This is a genomic window from Terriglobia bacterium (assembly GCA_020072645.1).
Lineage (GTDB): Bacteria > Acidobacteriota > Terriglobia > Terriglobales > Acidobacteriaceae > Angelobacter.
Window position 1 is genome coordinate 70,957 of the sequence record JAIQGK010000013.1, and the last position, 19,421, is coordinate 90,377.

The window sequence follows — 19,421 nt, forward strand, 5'->3', positions numbered from 1 at the left end:
TTGAAACCTATGATCGCTATGAAGCTTTTCGAGTGCAAACGATGAATGTACGATCAAGCCGGAGAATTAATCGTTACGCGATGTTTTTAGTAAGCTAGAGGAGTGAGTATTTCTCCCACCGAAATAACTTCCGAATCGGAGACGAACAACCTTCTAAAGCGCTGGCTTGTGTTTGCGTCCCAGCGCGAAGAGCAGGTTTTCCTTGCCCTGACGCTGGTCATTGGCGCGCTCGTCGGACTTGCAGTGGTCGCGTTCATCGTCCTGACGGAGCACATGGGGATGCGGCTATATCCGGTAGGCAGCGATCCGTGGAGGCGTGTCTTGATTCCCGTGGCAGGATCGCTCGCGATGGGTTATCTGCTGGCGCGTTATTTCCCGAATGCCCGAGGCAGCGGCGTGCCCCAGACGAAAGCAGCATTGTTTGCGCGCGAAGGATATATCTCACTCCGCACCGTGATAGGGAAGTTTGGTTGCACCGCGGCAACGCTGGCCAGCGGAATTCCTCTGGGGCGTGAAGGCCCATCGGTGCAGGTGGGCGCGGGGATAGCTTCTGTGCTGGGACGGCGGCTGGGATTGCGTCAGGAAAAGGTAAAAGCGCTCATACCGGTGGGCGCGGCCGCTGCTATTGCCGCCGCATTCAACACGCCCATGGCCGCCGTTCTGTTTTCCCTTGAGGAGGTGATGGGAGACCTGAATGCGCCGATCCTGGGATCGGTGGTGCTGGCCTCAGCAACTTCCTGGGCGATATTGCGCATGTTGCTGGGTAACAATCCACTGTTCCACGTCCCGCAGTATGAGTTGGTCCATCCCGGAGAGTTTGCGATTTATGCGGTGCTGGGCGTGGCGGGAGGACTGTTATCGGCGGCCTTTACCAAGCTTTTGTTGGGAATGCGCACGCGCTTTTTACTGTTGCCCATGAAGACGCGATGGTGGCATCCGGTAACCGGTGGTCTGCTGGTTGGATTGATGGGCTGGTTTGTGCCGCAGGCGTTGGGAGTTGGCTATAGCTACGTTGGCGATGCACTGAACAACCATATGGCCTTGAAGCTGATGGCGCTCCTTGTAGTGCTGAAGCTTTTTGGGGTGACCGTGAGTTACGCTTCAGGCAACGCCGGCGGAATTTTTGGTCCGGCGCTGTTCCTTGGTGCGATGCTTGGCGGGACCATTGGCAGCATAGCCCATCATTTTTTTCCTGCTTCCACCGCACTGCCGGGAGCTTATGCGCTGGTTGGCATGGGAGCGCTGTTCGCGGGGATTGTTCGCGCGCCCATGACCTCCGTGCTGATGATCTTTGAAATGACGCACGACTACGCGGTCATTGTGCCATTGATGATCGCCAACCTGGCGAGCCTTTTTATTTCGTCGCGACTGCAGAAGCAGCCGATTTATGAAGCACTGGCACACCAGGATGGCATTCATCTGCCGGACTCAAAGTCGCGGGCAACACTCGGGCAGCGCAAGGTCTTTCAGGCAATGCGGAATGCCACAGAAAGCCTGGCAGCACAATCGAACGTGCAACAGGCGATTGAACTGATTGCCAACAGCCAGTTCCGCGCGTGGCCGCTTATGGACGAAGGAAACATTGTCGGGGTCTTAAGCAGAACAAAGCTAACGAATGCGGTTGATGAAGGTAAGTCAGCAGAAACACTCTTGAGCCTGCTGGATACAATTGAGTTTCCCCACGTGCATACAGACCAGGCACTCCATGTCGCACTGGAGCGGATGAGCAATGCCCATATCGATATTTTGCCGGTGGTCAACCGCGCCGATGTTCATAAGCTTGAGGGCGTGGTCACATTGCGCGACGTGCTTGATTCGTACGGCGTGGATTCCATTGGCTCCGCATAATCTTGGATTTGAATTTTCTCCCCTCAGAGGATAGTTACCAGCTTTCCGACAGAAACCATTCCAGTGATCCCTCGAATGCGAGAGCGGTTCTGCGTGCGCGATGATTCCACGGTCTTCAGACATTTCCATCACGTAAACAAAGTGTCCTTACGGACAGCCAGGGCCAATATCCACCATCGATGAAGGACATGTACCTCGTAGTTGTTCTGTACGCGCGCGCATGCGTGTCTTACCAGAGTTAGCAACATTCCGAAACACCAAACATTTCCGGAATGTGCAACAGCTTCATCAATCAGGGTTAATCGGCTGAATCATTCCATCCGGGGCCAAATGATCGTCCGTTCCCCCTTTAAAACCACTGGAGACACACCCCATGAAAACGCGTGTATTTAATCTGCTGCTTGCCATTATCCTGGTTCTTGGCGCATCCTGTTCCGCATTTGCCGCTGTAGCGGTTCCTAATCCTCTATCACCCGCCTCTGGCGCAAGCTTGCAATCACCACTAACGATCTCATGGTCCGCTGTAACCGATCCGAGCGGAATTCTGGGCTATAACTGGCAGGTCAGCACCTCTTCAACGTTCCCAACGATTGTCCTGCAAAATTCGACAAACGTAGGAACCACGCAGGACACAGTCAGCGGCCTTCCCAATGGCACATATTTCTGGCGAGTGCAGGCGGTGAGTGGCGCATTCGTGAAGAGCGCATGGTCCGCGGCACGCAGCTTCAACATCACAGGCGCCGGAGCAGGACAGCCGGCGGCGCCCGTGTTGTCACCGACCAAGGCTTATTCCACATTTCATCCGCTTGAAGTCATGACGTTTAACTGGTCTCCGGTGACCGGCGCGGTGAGCTACGTGCTTCAGGTTTCGACAGATTCAAGCTTCCCCATAAGCACGACGACATCATTCAACAACATTCCGAACCCCACGTATTCTTTTTCTACGCCGGATGAAGGTTCGTACTCAGCGCGCGTCTATGCAGTCAACGCAAACGGCATCGCCGGGGTACCTTCGAACATCATCAACTACTCAGTCTTCTACAACAATCCGATTGGAGCGCCGCCGGCTCCGGTCTCGCCCGCCAATGGCGCATCGCTGACGTTGCCGGTACAGGTGGCCTGGACAGATGTTGCCAATCCACAGCCCAGCGGCTACGAATTGCAGATCGCAAAAGATTCCGGCTTCCAGCAGATTGAAGATGATTCACCGCAGCTCAACAATCCCAACCGTACGGTGCTTTCATTAACATCAGGCCAGAAGTTCTGGCGCGTACGCTCGGCTCAGGGCGATTCTTCTCCCACCACCGCTGCCGTAACGGCGTGGTCGGCCCAGGGATCGTTCACCATTAGCGCAGCACCGGCAGCCCCCGCATCATTGGCCCTTACGAACAACACTTTTTACAGCGGCGACACCACATGGGTGCAGGTGCAGCTCAGCGCGGCAGCGCCGGCCGGCGGCGCGATCATCAACCTCAGCAGCTCAAACCCAGCCGCCGCGCCTGTTCCGGCTTCAGTCAATATGCCAGGCAACACAGCATGGATGCAGTTCCAGCTCCAGGCCGGACAAGTTACTTCAGCAACGCCCGTAACTCTTACCGCCACGCTTAACTCAGGCCAGGCAACTGTGCAGTTCAACGTTCAGCCGCCATCGCTCAAATCAATCTCTCTAACCCCATCGACCATCAGCGGCGGAGCTCAGGGTGGCGCAATCGTAATGCTCAACGGCCAGGCCCCGGCAGGCGGCGCAGTCGTGGATCTCTCCAGCGATTCACCTTCAGCCATGCCGCCCGCGCTGGCAACAATTCCAGCAGGCAGCTATTCCGTCACGGTTCCCATTCCTACGAACGCTGTAGCCGCAAACACTCTGGCCAACATTACTGCCGGATGGAACGGCGCAAGCGTTCAATCTCCTCTGGCGATCATGCCACAAGGGCAGCCTGCATCGATTGCATTGAGCCCGGCTTCAGTAAGCGGAATAACCAGCTCCTTTGCGACCGTGACCATGGCGGCGCCTTCAGCCACTGACCAGATATTCCAGATCAGCAGCAGCAACGCGGCAGCATCGCTGACGGCAAACTCAGTGACGATTCCGGCCGGCAGCACGACAGGCGGGTTCTTCATCAACACTGCTGCGGTCAGCACGCAGACGCTGGCAACGATCTCAGTCTCAGGTGGTGGAGTAACGCGCTCAGCCACGTTGACGCTGAATCCGGTCGTAGCGCCAAGCACCATCTCACTGGTTGTAACTGCGGGTGGCCGCAGCGGGGAGCGAGTTATATCGAACCCAACAGGTCTGAGCGTGGCAACCGGCAGCACCGGCAGCGCGCAATTTGCTCCCGGCGCCGCAGTAACGCTCAGCATCACCAACGGACGAGATGCCATCTGGAGCGGCGCATGCTCCAGCGGCGGCGCAAAGGCCAAGACCTGTACGCTGACGTTGAACGCAAATTCGTCAGTGACAGCGAACGTGCAGTAACACCGCACGAATAAGAAGCGCTCCAGCCCCCGGCGACGAACCCGGGGGCGTTTTTATTTATGAATTCGATATGAAATTTAACTGGCAGCCGCGATCGGTGATGTTGTCGGGAGGTTAACTTCAGCGTCAAAGCGTCCCAGCGCCTGGCATGGATGCCCGGCATGATAGCGCATGGAGAGATCGCCGCCGGTAAAGGCAATCTCTGTATAGCTGACTGTTGCCGCATCAGGACGATGGACGCAGATGCTGAACGAGCCACGCACCGGCGAGTGCGACGCATGGAGTCCACGCAGCCATTCCGCAGAGCCCGCGTCACGGCGACGCCAGGCTTCATAACACGTGCCGCCGCGGATTTTGCGCGCCATGTCGTCAGAAACGCCGGAGGAAAACCAGTGGCGAACGTCCCAGCCGATACGCAGGAACTTTAATTCGTCCCCATCCCACTGGCACTGGCTGATGATCTGCTCCGTGGGAAAGATACCGACCAGCATAAAAGGCAACATGCCGCGCAGGTCCTGATGCTGAAAGTGCCGCATGGCTGCGGGGAATCGCGACGACTCCAGAAGAGCGGGAATAATCTCCCCGCGGCTGCGCTCCTTGGCTTTCGCTTGCGGACCGGGATTCTGATTGAGCAGAGCAAATGTTATGCCGGCGGCGTTGGAGCCGATCCATGTGCCTCCGCCGCTTTCACGGGGATAAACAGCGGACATGTTGGCAACGGCGGTTGCCTCAGGCGCACGCGCAACTTCGCGGGTCAGCCGCTCGTCACGGTTCATGCCGAGCAGATATCCGTTGGGCTTCGGGATAAAGGTCAGCGTGCACATCTTGGGTCCGCCGCCGGATGCGCCGGGGAGACTTATGCTTTAGAAGCACTATCGCCCGCGCAGTACTGGCGTATCATACTGCGAAAAGACGCAGCCGCTTCATTGATATTTTGGATGCCTTGTATCAGCGAACACGCTGGCTGGTTAACGTTTTCTCATCTGAATCAGCGCCCTTGCGTAGCCTTGAGTGTGATGCCGTCAGCAGCTTTTTGTTTCAAGGAGAGTTCATCAATCATCTTGGTCACCAGCGCAGTCCAGCCGGTCTGGTGGCTCGCGCCGACTCCAGCACCGGTGTCACCATGAAAATACTCATAAAACGGCACGTAATCACGCCAGTGCGGGTCTGACTGGAATTTTTCATTCTCGCCAAAAACCGCACGGCATCCCTGGGCGTCGCGCTGGAAGGTCGAGACCAGGCGACGGCTGATCTCGTCGGCTACTTCGTCCAGGTTCATCATCTGGCCGGAGCCGGTGGGGCATTCCACGCAAAACCCATCGTGATAGTACTGATAGAAGCGGCGCAGCGCCTGGATCAAATGAAAGTTTACCGGGAACCAGATGGGGCCGCGCCAGTTGGAGTTGCCGCCGAAAAGTCCTGTGGTCGATTCCGCGGGCTCATAGTCAACCTGGTGATTTATGCCGGCCACGTCCAGCATGTAAGGATGCTCTTTGTGATAACGCGAGAGCGCGCGAATGCCGTGCGGCGACAGGAACTCATTTTCATCCAGCATGACCGCAAGAATGCGCCTGAGTTGTTCGCGGTCTGTAATGGAAAACAGCCGGCGCTGCTTGTGTCCAGGGGTTTCCATGCAGGCCATGTGCCCGGTAAGGTCTTTGCGATTTTCAATAAACCATTCCAGGCGCATCTTGAAGCCTGGCATGGAATCAAGCAGCTCCGGCTCCATGATCTGCACGGCAAATAATGGGATCAGGCCAACCATCGACCGGACGCGCAGGGGCACCCGCGCTCCATCAGGCAGATGCAGCACGTCATAAAAAAAGCCGTCATCCTCATTCCACAGGCATAGGCCGTCATCGCCAAGATGGTTCATGGCGCGCGCAATATAAATGAAGTGCTCCCAGAATTTGCTGGCGACATCCTGATACGTCGCGTCACCCGCAGCCAGTTCCAGCGCGATGGCCAGCAGATCGAGCGAGTACATGGCCATCCAACTGGTGCCATCAGACTGCTCAATGTGTCCGCCGGTCGGCAAGATGGAGCTGCGATCAAACACTCCGATATTGTCCAGCCCAAGGAAGCCGCCTTGAAATACGTTCATGCCGTCCGGATCTTTACGGTTCACCCACCAGGTAAAGTTCAAGAGTAGCTTATGGAAAACGCGCTCAAGAAATTGCGTGTCGCCTGCGCCGCCGTTCTTTGCTTTGTCGATGAGGTAAACCTGGTACGTGGCCCATGCGTGGACAGGAGGATTCACGTCGCCGAATGCCCATTCATACGCGGGAATCTGTCCATTGGGATGCATGTACCACTCGCGCAGCATGAGCACAAGCTGCTCCTTGGCATAGCTGGGATCGATCATTGCCAAAGATACGCAGTGGAAAGCCAGGTCCCACGCCGCATACCATGGGTACTCCCACTTGTCGGGCATGGAAATAATGTCGGCATTGTAGATGTGTCCCCAGGCGTGGTTGCGGCCGTTTTTGCGCTCAGGCGGCGGCGCGGGCTCAGCAGGATCGCCCATGAGCCAGTCGCGCACAACATAGTGGTAATACTGCTTTGTCCACAGAAGGCCGGCAAAGGCCTGGCGCATCACGTTACACGTATCATCATCTGCGGTGGAAGGAATGACGCTTGAGTAAAACGCGTCGGCTTCAGCTTTGCGGGCGACAAATGTGCGTTCAAATTCCTCGCCTAGAGCGGTAGCAGTGGTATTTCCCGGTTTGTCCTTGCTGAGCCGCAGTTTGATGGAAACTTCCCCGTCCGGCGGCACGGTGAATTTGTACTGAATTGCCGCTTTGGTACCTGTGAGCTGCGGGTTCACTGCCGTGGTCTCACCGTTGATCACGTAGCGATGAAACGCGTCCTTTACATAGGGCGAAGCATTTTTTGCGCCGAAGATCCGTTCACTATTCGTTTCGTTTTCAGTGAACAGAGGTGAACTGCCATCGGCATAGTAGAGGCGGTAATCGCCGATCTCGCTTTCCCGCGCCAGTATTGTGTCTGTGCCAGTGGTTTTGTCCAATGCCAGCGCAGGTTTGGGCTTCGCTGCCCAGGACCATGTGTTGCGAAACCACAAAGTTGGCAGAAGAAGGATTTCAGCGCCTTGCGGGCCGCGATTGGTTACCGTGATACGGATACAAATATCGTCCCAGTCAGCTTTCGCGTATTCGACAAAAACATCGAAGTAACGGTCTTCATCGAAAATGCCTGTATCAATCAGCTCAAATTCAGGGTCAGTCTTTGAACGGCGGCCGTTCTCCGCAACCAATTTTTCATAGGGATATTCCGCCTGCGGATACTTGTACAGATACCTCATGTAGGAGTGCGTTGGAGTGGAGTCGAGGTAAAAGTAATACTCCTTCACATCCTCGCCGTGGTTGCCTTCTTCACCGTTCAGGCCAAACAGGCGCTCTTTGAGGATTGTGTCCCGGCCGTTCCATAGCGCAAGCGCAAAGCACAGACGCTGGTGGCGGTCACAGATTCCGGCCAGCCCATCTTCGTTCCAGCGATAGGCCCGCGAGCGGGCATGATCATGCGGGAAATACTCCCACGGCTGGCCGTTAGCGCTGTAGTCTTCGCGCACGGTCCCCCACGCGCGCTCACTTACGTATGGACCCCAGCTTCGCCACGGGGCGGTGTGATCTGGCGATTCTCTGATCCGGAGTTCTTCTGCGGTTATTTCTGCCACACGTAAGTTCCTAGCGAATCGCACCTGAGCGAATCATTTCTGAACGAGCCATTACCGACCGAATCGTGCTCAGCAGACGCACAAACCACGCCAGTCCCAACTGATTATTTCCTTTTCATCTGGCGGCGAAAGAGCGTGTCCAATCCGGCTTTGCTCTTCTCATATTCTTCCTGAGAGATCTTGCCGCTCACGCGATCAGTCTCAAGCTGAAAAAGTTCATCCTTCAGCACGTCCAGCATATCGCCCTGCGATGGCTTAGCCGGCTGAGTCTGCGCCTGAGCTCGCGCCTGCACTTTCGCTTTGGAGGCTGCTTTAGGATCTTGAGCAGCGACTCTTGCCGCAACGCTCTTGCGCCACATTACAAACGCGCCGCCACCGATCAGTATCACCAGCGCGCCCACGATAAACCACAGGGCTTCCCGCGTGCCGCCGGAGGAGTTGGGAATCGGAGTACCGCTGCTGTCACCCGCTGGCTGGCCAGGATTTCCGCCCGGCGGCTCATTGGGAATGAGTCCTTCACCAGAGACGGAAAACTTTACTTCCTGATTGGCAGGAACATTCTTGGCGAAGAAGACGGCGAGGCCAGCTTCATCAACATCCTGGGCAAAGCCGCCGGAAATGCCATCGAACTTCATGCTCTTGGGCAGCAACACGCCAAGCTCGCTCAAAGGCGATTCGGGCTTCAGGGAAAACTCATGAGACCCGCTGTAGGGCACTTTATACGTCACTTCAAAACGCGTCTGTCCCGGCTTAATAGCAAAATCATACGCGTAACGGTTCTTTGCTCCGGAAGGAACCGCGGCCACCGTGAGTGGCATGCCGCTTGTACCCGTGAGAGAGGCTTCGCCGATCTGAGCGCCATCCGGTAGCGTGATGGCAAAAGTCTGGTTGCCGATTTTTGTGCGCGGAGGTTGCGACTGGTTGTTGATGATGTAAAGCTCTTGCACGTCCATGTTGCCGCCGCTGGCTTGCAGATGAAAGACCCGCGCATCCGTGGCCAGCCCTTCAACCTGAGTAGCAGCGTCATAAACAGTAATATCAACAGTGGCAACGCCCGGCGGCGCGGCCTTGAAATAATGCACGTTCTGCCGTGCCACGCGAACCAGGTGCTGCCCGCCTTCATCGGGAACATTCAGCGTGTAATGGCCCTGGCTATCGGTTTTTGTTTTTGCCACTTCATCCATGCCGCTGGCCAGCGAGAGCAGGGTAACCTCATCGCCTGAGGAAGGTTTGTTGGTGGTGGCGTTGGTAACGGTTCCGGTAATCTGCGCGGCAAACGCGCCCGCGGACACCAACAAGCTGAAGATGAATGCTGCGACCCGATATCTCAAATGTCTGGCTCCGCTCTAATTTCCACTCACTTTGATTGCTTTTTTGCCCAGGTATCTTTTAACGCCACGGTACGATTGAACACCGGCGTTCCTGGGTTTGAATCAGTATCCACGCAAAAATATCCCAGCCGCTCAAACTGGTAACGCGCGCCCGGCAATGCTGACTTTAACGAAGGTTCAAGCTTTGCGTCCGTCACCGTCTCCAGCGAATTGGGATTCAGGTTGGCGGTAAAATCCTGGCCTTCAGGAACATCATTGGGATCTTCCTTGCTGAAGAGGTTGTCATAGAGCCGCACCTCGGCGTTGATGGCGTGCGCCGCAGACACCCAGTGGATCGTGGACTTTACCTTGCGTCCATCGGGAGCGTTGCCGCCTCGCGTAGCCGGATCATACGTCACGTGAACTTCCACCACCTCACCTTGATCGTTCTTGACCACGCTTTGCGCCGTGATGAAATATCCATAACGCAGCCGAACCTCTTTTCCTGGTGAAAGACGGAAGTAGCCTTTAGGCGGAACTTCGCGGAAATCGTCCTGTTCGATATAAAGTTCGCGGGAAAACGGCACTTTGCGCTTGCCCGCGCTTTCGTCCTCAGGATTGTTGACGGCGTCCATCTCTTCCGTCTGGCCGTCAGGGTAGTTATCGATCACTACCTTCAAGGGCCGCAGCACAGCCATCACGCGCTGTGCGCGACGGTTCAGGTCTTCGCGCACAAAGTGCTCCAGCATGGCCAGTTCAAGCGTGCCGTTGGTCTTGGTCACGCCGATGTTCGCCACAAAATTCCGTAGCGCTTCCGGCGTATAGCCGCGGCGTCGGATACCGCTCAGCGTGGGCATGCGCGGATCGTCCCAGCCGCTTACGTGTCTTTCCTGCACCAGTTGCAGCAGCTTGCGCTTGCTCAGCAGCGTGTAGGTCAGGTTGAGCCGGTCAAACTCCATCTGCTGTGAAGGGAATATGCCCAGCTCCTGGATGAACCAGTTATATAGCGGACGATGGTCTTCAAACTCCAGCGTGCACATGGAGTGCGTAATGTTTTCCAGCGAATCTGACTGGCCGTGCGCGTAGTCATACATGGGATAAATGCACCACTTATCGCCCGTGCGATGGTGCTCCGCATGCAGAATGCGGTACATCACGGGATCACGCATGTTCAAATTGGGCGACGCCATATCAATCTTGGCCCGCAGCACGCGCGTACCGTCAGGGAACTCGCCGGCCTTCATGCGCGCAAAGAGATCAAGATTTTCTTCCACCGTTCGGTTGCGATACGGGCTTTCCTTCCCCGGCTCAGTCAGCGTGCCGCGATGTTTGCGGATTTCTTCCGCGCTCAAGTCATCCACGTAAGCTTTGCCCGCTTTGATGAGCTGCACGGCCCAGTCATGCAGTTGCTGAAAATAATCTGAAGCGTAGTAAAGCCCTTCCCACTCAAAGCCCAGCCACTTCACGTCGGCCATGATGGATTCAACGTACTCGGTTTCTTCCTTCTCCGGGTTCGTGTCGTCAAAGCGCAGGTTGGTGCCGCCGCCGAATTCGTCGGCTAGGCCAAAATCGAGACAGATGGCCTTGGCATGGCCAATGTGAAGATAGCCGTTCGGCTCGGGAGGAAACCTGGTCCACACGCGGCCGTTGTATTTGCCGGTCTTCAGGTCTTCAATAATGGTGTCGCGAATAAAGTTGGAAGGGCGCGCCGGCTCGGGAGCTGCGGTCTCTTCCGGTCTGGGATTCGATGCCGTCATAGGATTTGCGCGCTCGGCAGCGCAATGAACTATCTTAATTGCAGGCGGCAAAATCTGAAACTGCCATTGAGCAGGTCCGGAAGGATTAAACTGAATGAGAGACGAGAGGCCCGACCATGCGCAGAGCGATCTATGCAATTGCAGTGACGGCCTGCACCGTGTGTTTTTTGCAGGCAGTCGCCCAGAGCGATAAGAAATTCTCCGCCAAAGCCCAGGAGCGCATTACCAAAGAGGTGCGTCACCAGATATTGTCCCTTCCCGACTTTGGCACCTTCGATAGCATTGCGTTCAAGCTCAACGGCTATGACGTTGTTCTCTACGGGCAGGTAGTGCAAGCTTCGCTCAAGAGCGATGCCGAGCACGTGGTGAAAAGAATTGAAGGCGTGGAGCACGTCGAGAACCATATTGAAGTGCTGCCGACGTCAGGCAATGACGATCGACTGCGCCGCGACTTGTTCATCGCCATCTACCGCTACGGCCCGCTGCAGCATTATGGCGTAGGATCAAACCGCCCGATTCGCATCATCGTGAACCACGGAAACGTAACGCTGGAAGGCGTTGTCGATCATGAATCAGACAAGAACTTCGCCGGAATTCGCGCGAACGGAGTTCCGGGAGTGTTTTCCGTCCGGAACAATCTGGTTGTGCCGGGGAAGGGTAAATAGGCAGCGGCCGCGCCGTAGATCACCCGACGAGTGTGACTTAACCCGCGTGGATCCTCACTAAACCTACATTCTTCTTATCTGACCTTCCACAAATCTTCATAAATCCAAATCTCACTTTCAGCTTCTCTGGACGTTAAATGGGTGTGCGCTGAAGAGAAGCTCCTTCCCAACGGCGTGGGCCGGCAAGCGGCTAGAGCCAAGCGCGCTGGCCCCGTAATGAAGGTGCCACATATGGCGAACCTGGATTCATGTTATCCATTCAGATCGGGTTCTTGGGCGTCCTTGAAGAAGGCCGCGTTCGAGAGCTTGAGAAAGGCCCTGGCAATAACCACTTTGCTGCTGATCGTGGTCAACAGCGGCTGGGCGCAGGAGATCGATTCGTCAGTCCTGCAGGCTGAGGCCGCAGCGTCAGCCAAAAAGGCGCAAGAGGACGCAACGGCAAAACTACAGCAAGCTGCTCCCGCGCAAACTTCCTCCCCGCAAAACAATCAGCAAGCTCAACCTCCTAACTCCGCCTATATGCTGCCGCCGGGAACTAAACTACCGCTGGGGCTGTTGCGTCCTTTGCGGGTCAAGTCTGGACAAGACGTTTATCTGCAGATTACGTTTCCGGTAACCGTGGGAAACCAGATGATGATCCCGCCGGGCGCGTATGTTCAGGGCATCGTCCAGCAGATCGTAAAGAAAGACCGGCGCTCGCTGCAATTTGCCATCAGCTCCGCCAACCTGATTTTTTCCAACGGCTACACGGTTTCGATTGGCGGCACGGTCACGGTCGGGACAACGAATGCCGCGTTGGCGCCTCCGCAGCCCGGCTCTGCCGCTGGCCAGCCCGTGCCAGCGATGGCGGCTGTGGGAAGCGTGACTCCTCCACCGTTACCGCCGTTACCGCCTTTGCCGTCTTTCAACGGCGTGCGCAATGCCATGATCGGCGTTGGAATAGCTGCCGCAGTGGGAACGACTGTGCTGATTGTGCTGGCTCACAACCGCGATCCAGAAATAGAAGTCGGCACGCCACTGGAAATCATTCTGTCTGCGCCGGTCTATCTCGATGCCACGCGCGTTGCGGCGGCGATCCAGCAGTACGACCAGCAGACCAGCAATGCTCCGGTACAGATCGTGCAGCCTCCGGTCAAACCGAAGATGTGCTATGACTCCGGCTCACCCGGAACGCCGGACACGGTAATCCCGGGGTCACCAGGAACGCCCGACACAGTGATTCCGGGAATGAATGGCGCGCCGGATATTGTGATTCCAGGCAGCCCGCGTACGCCTGACACGGTGATTCCAGGCACTCCGGGCACGCCAGGCAGTTCGTATCCATGTCCGAAGTGATGGAGCGCGGAGTGTCAGGACTTAGCAGAGTTGTTAAAATAGCAATCCGGCAAGAGGTAGAGAAGATGTTTGGATGCAAATTGCTCTTCGCTGTTCTGCTGTCCACGGAGCTCTTATCAGCCGTGGGCTGTGGCGGTACCGCATCCCCCTGATTGCGGAGTCAACGGCCTAAACGTCGGTCCCGCTGCGGCCACGGTGAATCATGCCACCGCGCCGCCCGGCAACAACCAGCTATTCAGCGCCAGCTTTCAATTCAAGGGCAACCCCGGATGCCCTGCGGTAACAGCGGCCCTGGTGAATTCCAATTGGACGGCAAGCGATCCTTCTGTTCATCTGTCAGCTCCCCAAGCTACGCAGGTAACAGCCACTTGTACTACCGCAGTCGCGACGCCAGTAACCATCACGGCCACCCCGGTCAGTGGCGAGATGTTTACGGGCAAAGCTTCATTGACTTGCAATTGAAAGACTTGCAATTAAATCGTCTTGATTTTCCGCGACGGCCTTCACCAGAGCTTGAAGTCGACTTCCAAACGTATGGCCGCCGCCACGGGCCGTCCATCTTTGGTGGCCGGGGCAAACTTCCAGGTCTTTACCGCTTCAATGGCATTGGCGTCCAGGGAAGGCTCAAGCGATTTCACCACTTTCACATCGTGGGCCTTGCCGTCAATCCCGATGACCGCGGAAAGCGTTACAGTACCCTCAATCCCCTGATTCTTTGCGCTCTTTGAATATTTTGGGTCTGGAGTATGTAGAGGCCGAGGCGCTTTTACCCCCGGGTCCTTAAGCGCATGAATGATTTCGGCATCATGGGTGCATTCAAAGTTCGCGGCGTCGTTGGTATCGCCCGTGCCTTTATAATTTGCCGCCGCAGGATAAGGACAGAGCGGACGAGTCATGGCCACGCCCTTCTCAGGCTTATCGTCCACAAACTTTGTTGCGATGAGCTTGTCCGGCGCGATTCCTTTTTCCACCCAGCGCTCCAGCGCCTGGTTGAGATCATGGTCGGCATCGACGCCTGGCGCAAACTGTCCAAAGGAATTTGGGCCCGGACCGCCGCCGCAGTGCTGCATGCCCGGAGCCATAAAGAGCCGCATGAACAGCGCAGGCTTGCCCAGTCCCATGGCCTCTTCCACGCTGTTGTAATAATTGATGGAGCCTTGCGGCGGCAGAGCAGCATCACTCCAGCCGTGATACACAATGAGCTTTCCGCCGCGCCGAGCGAATGCCTTGAGGTCCGGGTCAATGGCATTGAAGGTCTGGCCCTGCTGATCGTCCGCCAGTTTGACGGCGGTTTCAACGTTGATGGTTTTCAGATCAATGGGCTCTTGAGTGGAAATCATGTTGGTATAGAACCCGTGAGCAAAGACAGATTGCAGGTCTTTGCCAGGGCCGCCGTCAATCCACGTTACCCATCCGCCCTCACCGTCTTCTCCGCCAGGGAGAAAGCCGGGGAACATCTGCTGGCCTTTGGCGTCCACGGGGCCGTCATAAATCTTTTTGAGAGCGGTCGCCTGCGGCGCAGTCAGGCAAGTATCGGAGTCACCCTGTTGGCAGAGCAGCGCTTTGGGATCAAAGTGGCAGGCAGGCGGATCATTGAGCACACCATCCTTCACGCCATCATTGGCGTCACACGCCGCGATCACCGCGTGGGCAATGGTGGGAATTTTATTGGCGCCAATATAGCTGCCGGTTTCCACCTGCATGGCCTGGATGTCCCAGATGAAGGTGGCAAAGACCTTGGTCCAGTAATTTGCTGGCGCACCGGCGATGATGCCGTCATAGTCTTCAGGGAAGCGCTGCGCTTCCATCAGCGCCTGGCGGCCGCCGTTGGAGCAGCCGGTGAAATAGGATTTCTTTGGAGCGTCGCCGTAAAACGCCTGGATGATGCTCTTGGCCTTGACCGTCATCTCATGGATGGCGCGCCAGCCGAAGTCAACAATTTTATCGGGATGACCGAGCGCCCAGTGGGCGTCGACTGGCGAGCCGGAGTGCCCAGTGTCTGTGCTGGCAGAAGCGTAACCCTCAGATACCGCCGTAGCCAGTCCGGGATAGAAAATGGATCCGGCAAATCCGCCGTTTCCTTCTCCGCGATACTTGCCATTCCACCCCGTGAGCGGCAGCCACACTTCCATCTTGATCTCGGAATCTTTGGCCGGCTTGATAGTGGCCGCAACGCGACAGAATGCCGGCAGATTTTTTACCGAAGCAGGCGGCACGCTCTCGCCCGGAGGAATAAATGCGCCGGCAGCAACCGGCTGAGCTGACGAGATAGTGGTATCAGGCAGCTTGAGCGCGGCCATGCTTTCACAGGTGGCGGCAATTGCCGGACCCGGCGTGACCAGAAGAATAAGGACCAAAGCGAGTAAGCAGGTTTGCCCAAGGCGGACGTCCGTCACAAATACTCTCCCGGTAGAAAATTAGAGGAGGCCAAATCGTATCAGAATCGCTACCTCGTGAAATGAATTCTATTGCGCTGTTTCAATTTGTCAGGCCAACTGCTGGCTCGTGACAATCGTTAGGGTGTTTCTACGCGCCCAGGCACGCCGGGAACTCCAGCAGCACGTATCCGTCCGAAGCAAAAGATCGCTGATTTTATGATGGATCGGCAAAACTTGATATTCGGATGGGGCGGGAGCGGGAGGATTTCCGATTTCACCTCACGCCGCAGTCACGCGGATTTTGGGAGCCCGTTTTCCGGGAGCCTTGCGGATTACAATATCTACGTCCCGGCCAAGCGCGTTGAGAAAATTCATGAGGCGTTCCACGGAAAATCCATCCAGGCGGTAATTCGCCAGAGCGGATATCTTCGGCTGATTTATTTTCAGTACCTCTGAAGCCGCAGCTTGGGAAAGACTTGCGCTTGCAAGGATCTGGTTAATAGTTACAGCCAGGCGGACTTTCGTCTGCTTTTCCTCGGCGTTGGGTAATCGCAAGTCTGTAAAGACATTTCCCGATCCCGGAGTGACGGATGTTTTACTTTTCGCGGAAACGCGTTTCATAGTCCTCCTGCGCCGAACTAGAACGGTGGAATGTCATCAAATGATGATGTCCCCAACTGTGCTGCACCCGGCAACGGCAGGTTAGTGACCACAAATAGATTGAGAATGTCATCTCGATCCATGAAAAGGACCTGACTCCTCTTCGAAGAGTCCAATTTGTTCCCGAGCCAGTTCCGTGCTGCTTTGGTAATTTCTCCACCCGCGACAATGAATGCATGATCGACGAGTGCACGTTTACCAATCTCCGGGTCGAAAATCTGATGCCCGAGCATCATCAGGACCTGATTATGGATTTCGGCAACGTTTACGTTTGCGGCTTGGCTGGTGCCCGATGCATCTAACTTTCCCTTTTTAGCTTGAATACCAAAGTACAGCACGTGCTGTGTCGGCAGTGTGAATTTCATCCAAACATCTTTGCCATATTCCAGTGCCTTGTCTTTGTGCCCTGCAACGGTCACACGATGGAAGCCAAGCTGGCGAAAAAGAGGTAATAGAACCTCATTGATCAATGCGTCCTCGGATGCGTCGTCGAGGTACATTATGAGCTGCTCCCGCTTCCTGAGTTCCGCCGCCGAGAAAGGACGGTGTGGGTTGGGCGATATTGTCGCGACCGTATCGCTCCCAATGTGGCGTAAATAGCATTGTTTGTCAGGGCCATAGAACGCCTCGAACCCCTCACGAGTAAGGGCTGCATTCAGGAGTGCCAAGGCCCTTGTCCTATCTGCTCCCTCGTTTACAGAATCCCCTTGGTCCATAAGTGTCCGGATCACCCGTGAAAAGGTCTCAGGCGGTGTGCTCGAATTAGGTTGAGGTTCAGCAAGAATTTGCTTAATTGTTTCTGCGACCCAGTAATTTCGTGTTGAGCCATCGTGTCTAAAATCGGTGCCGCAGTCCTCAAAGAATTCGTTTAAGTAACTGCTGCTTCGGTACCGGAAGAAGCTTTCCTCAGCTTTGAAATTACCGCAGATCATGTCAGATATCTGCATGAGAGTACGCTTTTTGAATTCCATGGCGTTTATCCAACCCTCGCCAATCCTAACCAGTGACAACAAGCGCTCTAGCTAACGCTCCGCGTGGTGCTTTGGTTCGGTGGTGCGGCATGTTATCCCAGTATTAGGATACATTACGCCACTCTGCATTTACGTGGCCTACGCGCCCAACTCCGCCGCTTCCTTTTTCAGCCGGGCCAGCTTGCTCATCAGGAAGAGCAGATAGGCAACGTAGATGCCCCATGCCGCCAGGTAGCCCGCCCACAGATATGAAATCGGTGCGACATGACCGGGAGACATAAAGAACATTGCCGGTATCAGCATCATGCCGGCTGCGCCGCCGGCGGCGCGCTGGATGTGCGCCGCGTCAATCTTCTGGGCCGTACGCTCCATCTCATAGCGAAACCAGCCAATCAGCGAACCGAAGCAGAGGAAAGCCAGCATATTGATGAATAAAATATGCTGCATGCTGGGATCAAGGTTGGAAGTGCCAATCATCGGCGGTGGATGGTGGGTCTTAAACCAGCGGTTGGCCATGTAAACAATTGGCACATCGAGGAATGCGAAGACCGCCAGCGCTGCCGCCAAAACTGAAGTGGAACCAGCCGTGGAAGAGCGGCGCATCATTAAATAGCTCACGTACAACAGCCACAGCATCAGCGTGGTGTTGAGCCGCATGTCCCAGGTTGACCACCATGTACCCCAGGCATAACGCGCCCAGATGGGTCCCGTAATCAGCACAACGGTGCAGAACACCACGCCCACTTCAGCGGTGGTAGCGGCCAGCGCATCCGCCTTCGCGCTACGCTTCCAAAGATAAAAGACGGACGCCAGGAAGTTGACAAAGAACATGGTGAAGCCGACCGTGGCAGCGGGAACGTGGACATAAAAGATTCGCTGCACGTCGCCCATGGTTTCTTCAGTGGGCGCAACGACGAGTCCCTGGTACGTTCCGTAGGCCAGAAAGGCACAGCAAAAAGCGGCGAAAGCGAAAAATAGTTTGGTTTTCATTCTGCGTTTAACACCGTATCAAACAGCAGGAAACATGCGGTGGTAAAGATCACGCAGAATCCTGCCAGAAATTTCAACTGTACAGCGGGCGAACCCTCGCCGCTCAGTACCTGGGTAGTGCCCCCTACCATGCTGATCACTGCCGGAAGTGAAATGGGCAACAGAAGCAGCGGCAGCATGAGTTCGCGGTTGCGGGTACGAATGGACATGGCGGCAAAAAACGTTCCATTTACCACCAGCGCCCAAGTGCCTAAAATGGCAACCAGCAGCAACTGCCATAGAGGCCCCACCGTACTTAAATTGTAAAAGACTACGAATAATGGGGCCATCAGGCATTCCAGCAACATCACCAGAATAAAGTTACCTAAGCACTTGCCCAGGAACAAAGCTTCGGCGGGAGCCGGGGAGACGCGGTAGGCGTCCAGCACGCCGTTGCGCAGCTCACGCGCCCAACTCTGGTTCAGCGCCATGGTGGTGGAGAACAAAAATGCAATCCAGATCAGCCCGCCCATTACCGGGCGCGAATCTTCCTTCTCAAAGGAAAAGCTGAAGACTACCACTACGACGAGGGCAAAGAACATCATGGAATTAAAAACGTCGCGCGACCGCCATTCCAGCCGGAGGTCCTTACTGACGTTGATCCATGTGAGCTTTGCGATGGACATGCTCACGCCGTTCCTTTTGTCATCGGCCCGCGATCGACAAGCTGTCCGTGCGAAAGCATCAGGTATTCGTCGGCTAAATTGGCCAGCAATCCGATCTGGTGTGTGACCAGCAAAATTGTAGTGCCGCCGGAGCGCATGTCCGCCAGCAGTTTGGCAATCTGCAATGCTGAGTCAGGATCCACGTTGGAAAAAGGCTCATCGAGCAAGAGGAGCCGCGGCTCGTGAAAAATCGCCCGCGCCAGAGAAAGCCGCTGGCGCATTCCCTGTGAATACTGGCCGATTCGGCGGTCCAGCTTGTCATCCAGGCCGACACGCTGCATCGCCTGGGCCAGAGGCTCATCAGAGTTCACGCCGTAAAGCTGGCCAAAGAAGCGCAGGTTCTCCATGCCGGAAAGCTCGTCATAGAGCAGCGGCGCGTGGGCCATATAGCCCATGCGATTGAGCGCCTGCTTGTTGTGAATGCCATAAATCTGGATGCTGCCTTCCGTCGGCTCATTGAGTCCGGCAATCATGCGCAGCAACGTGGATTTGCCTGCGCCGTTTTCTCCGCGCAGTACATAAAACCGCCCCGGCTCCAGCGCAAGCGAGACTTTTCTTACCGCGGCGGTGCGGCCATAAATCTTGGAGACGTTTTCAGTGCGGACAGGAGGAGCGTCGGGAGTCGTCAGCGGC

15 protein-coding genes are annotated in these 19,421 nt (G+C 55.9%); 5 read left to right on the forward strand and 10 right to left on the reverse strand.

Annotation, left to right across the window (positions count from 1 at the left end):
* The first annotated feature begins 102 nt into the window (after window positions 1–102).
* Together LAO76_20055 and LAO76_20060 are read left to right on the forward strand one after the other, a co-directional pair.
* Window positions 103–1,848, forward strand: coding sequence for a chloride channel protein (locus LAO76_20055; GenBank protein ID MBZ5493218.1), 1,746 nt, complete (start codon window positions 103–105; stop codon window positions 1,846–1,848).
* Window positions 1,849–2,221: 373 nt separating this feature from the next.
* Window positions 2,222–4,324: a hypothetical protein gene (locus LAO76_20060; protein ID MBZ5493219.1), complete on the forward strand. Its 2,103-nt coding sequence runs from the start codon at window positions 2,222–2,224 to the stop codon at window positions 4,322–4,324.
* Window positions 4,325–4,401: 77 nt separating this feature from the next.
* Here the strand turns inward: LAO76_20060 and LAO76_20065 are convergent, their stop codons facing one another.
* The 4 genes from LAO76_20065 to LAO76_20080 form a co-directional block, all read right to left on the reverse strand.
* Entirely contained in the window at window positions 4,402–5,148 is a 747-nt protein-coding gene (locus LAO76_20065) for an NRDE family protein (GenBank protein ID MBZ5493220.1), read from the reverse strand.
* A gap of 164 nt (window positions 5,149–5,312) precedes the next feature.
* Window positions 5,313–8,009 carry a glucosidase gene (locus LAO76_20070; protein MBZ5493221.1) on the reverse strand — a complete coding sequence of 899 codons (2,697 nt, stop codon included), beginning with the start codon at window positions 8,007–8,009 and terminating at the stop codon, window positions 5,313–5,315.
* Between the two features lie 113 nt (window positions 8,010–8,122).
* Window positions 8,123–9,349, reverse strand: a complete 1,227-nt coding sequence (locus LAO76_20075) for a hypothetical protein (GenBank protein MBZ5493222.1) — start codon at window positions 9,347–9,349, stop codon at window positions 8,123–8,125.
* Between the two features lie 26 nt (window positions 9,350–9,375).
* Complete coding sequence (locus tag LAO76_20080; GenBank protein ID MBZ5493223.1) at window positions 9,376–11,085, reverse strand: glutamine--tRNA ligase/YqeY domain fusion protein; 1,710 nt, start codon at window positions 11,083–11,085, stop codon at window positions 9,376–9,378.
* A 116-nt stretch (window positions 11,086–11,201) separates the two neighbouring features.
* Here LAO76_20080 and LAO76_20085 point away from each other — a divergent pair, with 116 nt between their 5' ends.
* The 3 genes from LAO76_20085 (at window position 11,202) to LAO76_20095 (ending at window position 13,547) form a co-directional block, all read left to right on the forward strand.
* On the forward strand, window positions 11,202–11,750 hold the full coding sequence (locus LAO76_20085; GenBank protein ID MBZ5493224.1) for a BON domain-containing protein: 549 nt from the start codon (window positions 11,202–11,204) through the stop codon (window positions 11,748–11,750).
* Window positions 11,751–12,056: 306 nt separating this feature from the next.
* Entirely contained in the window at window positions 12,057–13,085 is a 1,029-nt protein-coding gene (locus LAO76_20090) for a hypothetical protein (protein ID MBZ5493225.1), read from the forward strand.
* A gap of 129 nt (window positions 13,086–13,214) precedes the next feature.
* Complete coding sequence (locus LAO76_20095) at window positions 13,215–13,547, forward strand: hypothetical protein (protein ID MBZ5493226.1); 333 nt, start codon at window positions 13,215–13,217, stop codon at window positions 13,545–13,547.
* Window positions 13,548–13,588: 41 nt separating this feature from the next.
* Here LAO76_20095 and LAO76_20100 read toward each other — a convergent pair whose 3' ends face one another.
* From LAO76_20100 to ccmA, 6 genes are all read right to left on the reverse strand, one after another.
* Window positions 13,589–15,481, reverse strand: a complete 1,893-nt coding sequence (locus LAO76_20100; protein ID MBZ5493227.1) for a TonB family protein — start codon at window positions 15,479–15,481, stop codon at window positions 13,589–13,591.
* 261 nt (window positions 15,482–15,742) lie between these two features.
* The gene (locus tag LAO76_20105; protein MBZ5493228.1) at window positions 15,743–16,084 is read right to left on the reverse strand and encodes a helix-turn-helix domain-containing protein; all 342 of its coding nucleotides are present in this window, start codon (window positions 16,082–16,084) and stop codon (window positions 15,743–15,745) included.
* Between the two features lie 17 nt (window positions 16,085–16,101).
* The gene (locus tag LAO76_20110) at window positions 16,102–17,094 is read right to left on the reverse strand and encodes a hypothetical protein (GenBank protein MBZ5493229.1); all 993 of its coding nucleotides are present in this window, start codon (window positions 17,092–17,094) and stop codon (window positions 16,102–16,104) included.
* Window positions 17,095–17,232: 138 nt separating this feature from the next.
* Window positions 17,233–18,084, reverse strand: a complete 852-nt coding sequence (locus tag LAO76_20115) for a cytochrome c biogenesis protein (protein MBZ5493230.1) — start codon at window positions 18,082–18,084, stop codon at window positions 17,233–17,235.
* Window positions 18,081–18,749 carry a heme exporter protein CcmB gene (locus LAO76_20120; GenBank protein ID MBZ5493231.1) on the reverse strand — a complete coding sequence of 223 codons (669 nt, stop codon included), beginning with the start codon at window positions 18,747–18,749 and terminating at the stop codon, window positions 18,081–18,083. Before LAO76_20120 ends, LAO76_20115 begins: the two co-directional genes overlap by 4 nt.
* 2 nt (window positions 18,750–18,751) lie before the next feature.
* The gene (gene ccmA, locus LAO76_20125; GenBank protein MBZ5493232.1) at window positions 18,752–19,417 is read right to left on the reverse strand and encodes a heme ABC exporter ATP-binding protein CcmA; all 666 of its coding nucleotides are present in this window, start codon (window positions 19,415–19,417) and stop codon (window positions 18,752–18,754) included.
* Window positions 19,418–19,421 lie beyond the last annotated feature (4 nt).